Raw genomic sequence first — 2,261 nt, 5'->3', positions numbered from 1 at the left:
TGGCATGATCATCTGTCCTTGGCGCCGTTGTCCCATGGCATGATCATCTGTCCTTGGCGCCGTTGTCCCATGGCATGCATTTCTTCTGGAGCAGTTCCACTGCCCGCATAAGCAGCAGGCTGATGACCGATATAAGGAAGATGACCGCAAACATCTTGTCAAATGAAAACGCCTTCCTTACCCTTGTCATATACACGCCCAGTCCGCCAAAACCGCCAAGCCACTCTGATATGACCGCCCCTACCACTGCATAGCTTGCCGATATCTTAAGGCTGGAAAAGAACTGGTTCATGGCTCCCGGCAGCTTAAGGTAACGGAATATCTGCATCCTCCCCGCCCCCATGGCCCGCAGCAGGTTCACCGCATCCGGGTCAGCGGACTTAAATCCGGTGAGCAGCCCCACCGTAATTGGGAAAAATGTGGTAATGACAATCAATATGACCTTAGGCGTCATCTCATAGCCAAACCAAAGCACCAGAAGCGGGGCCATGGCCACGGCCGGTACGGTCTGGGTCAGGACCACGATGGGATAAAATGCCTGATACGCCCGCTCAAAGCGGTCCATGAACACAGCCGCGGCAAAACCCGTGGCAATTCCAAACAGCAGCCCCAGGGCTGCTTCCGCCATGGTTATCCCGGCATTGTCCATAAGTATGGGAAACTCGCTTATAAAAGTCCTCAGGACCTGGACGGGGGAAGGCAGCATGAAGCCCTCAATGCAGCCGAGGGATACCGCTGCCTGCCACACAGCCAGGATGCATGCCGCTGCTGAAAACGACCATATCTTACTGGTGATGTTTTGTAACTTTCTTTTCAATGGTAAGCACATCTCCTTCAGGATGGTAGGATACTTTGATGTAGGCGGCAACGGAAGGTGCGCCTGCCCTGATTGCAATGTGCTGGCATTCCTTTACAATGTCCATGAGCTGGTCATAATCCCCTTCAATGGCCGTCTCAAAAGGTCCTACATAGTAGTTTAACCCCGTGCTTTTAATGTAATCAATCACCTCATCCACAATACGGATTAACTCCTCGTTGTTCCCTGCCTCCGGTAATGTCTGAATAGCTACGCTTGCGTTCATGGATACCTCTCCTCTTCGTCTTTTATTCGTGGTGCCGGTCATAAAAATCCCGCCCGGACAATCCGGGCGGGATATAACAGACATGGTCTGAGCACTTCCTACGCTGGCATTATCCAGATCAGGTATCAGGGTTCGGAAACCGAAGTTCCATCTCAGCCGGTATGGATTGCAGACCAGCACCCCTCTTTGTTTTCTTGCTACAGTATACTACGGCCTGTTTTAAAAGTCAATTTAAGTTTCTCTGCGCAGCTTCCTGATTACCATGGTCAGGGTGCCTTCCGTTCCGTCCACCGGGCTGTTGTAGGTAAGCGTGAACACCGTGGGCTGCGGCACCTCAATGATGAACGACACCGACCCGAAGGCGCTGGAGCGGTCCGGGCCCGTCATGAAATAAATCCCGTATTCAATATGGGCACTGCCGTTATAGAACGGAGTAATCTGCATGAACGTGGTCCCCGGATACAATACCGACACTTCATAAAAGATGGAATAGAACCCAGGTTCCAGCGTTATATGGGTCGGATCCGTCAACACAATGTGGTTGGTCACATCCTCCACCCCGATTCCCATGGGCATCAGCGACGCATTGACGAAGTGAGCGGCAAAATTAATGAATGAGGCAAATATGTCATCGGGATATGGTTCGGTCGGGCCAGTCGGACCCATGGGGCCAGTGGGTCCCTGCAGCCCGGTTGGGCCGGTTGGGCCCTGTATTCCGGCAGCCCCTGTATTCCCTGCATCTCCCTGGGGGCCGGCTGGCCCCTGAGGACCGGTGGCACCCCGCAGCCCCTGTACGCCTTCCGGGCCAGGGTCCCCCTGGGGACCCATGGGGCCTTGGGGCCCGGCTGGTCCGGTTGGGCCAGCTTCTCCCTGAGGGCCAGTGGCTCCTGTATTTCCCCGTGGACCATCCTCACCTGTTGCCCCCTGTGGTCCAGTGTCCCCTGTTGCCCCGCGGGGTCCGGTTACTCCCTGAAGACCCATGGGACCTGTGGGACCTGTTTCCCCCTGCCGCCCTTCCGGCCCGGGGATGCCCTGTGGGCCTGTGGGGCCTGTTTCCCCCTGCCGTCCTTCCGGCCCGGGGATGCCCTGTGGGCCTGTGGGGCCTGTTTCCCCCTGCCGCCCTTCCGGCCCGGGGATGCCCTGTGGGCCTGTGGGGCCTGTTTCCCCCTGCCGTCCTTC

At 56.5% G+C, this 2,261-nt stretch carries 3 protein-coding genes and 1 riboswitch; all 3 genes read right to left on the bottom strand.

What is annotated here, in order from left to right; all coding sequences use genetic code 11:
- Window positions 1-43 precede the first annotated feature (43 nt).
- A complete protein-coding gene (locus LK536_RS58355) occupies window positions 44-817 on the bottom strand; it encodes an ABC transporter permease (RefSeq protein ID WP_025482786.1) in 774 nt (257 codons plus the stop codon).
- Entirely contained in the window at window positions 786-1,082 is a 297-nt protein-coding gene (locus LK536_RS58350) for a thiamine-binding protein (RefSeq protein WP_008722530.1), read from the bottom strand. Before LK536_RS58350 ends, LK536_RS58355 begins: the two co-directional genes overlap by 32 nt.
- A gap of 77 nt (window positions 1,083-1,159) precedes the next feature.
- A riboswitch (TPP riboswitch) is annotated at window positions 1,160-1,276 on the bottom strand.
- 37 nt (window positions 1,277-1,313) lie between these two features.
- A partial coding sequence (locus LK536_RS58345; RefSeq protein ID WP_506092286.1) for a collagen-like domain-containing protein occupies window positions 1,314-2,261 on the bottom strand: 948 nt, incomplete at its 5' end.

Source organism: Clostridium pacaense, assembly GCF_020709765.2.
GTDB classification, from domain to species: domain Bacteria; phylum Bacillota; class Clostridia; order Lachnospirales; family Lachnospiraceae; genus Enterocloster; species Enterocloster hominis.
Note: the sequence above shows the minus strand (reverse complement) of the source record. Positions and strands in the feature narration are given on the sequence as shown.

Coding starts and splice junctions, on each gene's coding strand:
- LK536_RS58350 (WP_008722530.1), bottom strand. CDS start 1,082: ATGAACGCAAGCGTAGCTATTCAGACATTACCGGAGGCAGGGAACAAC.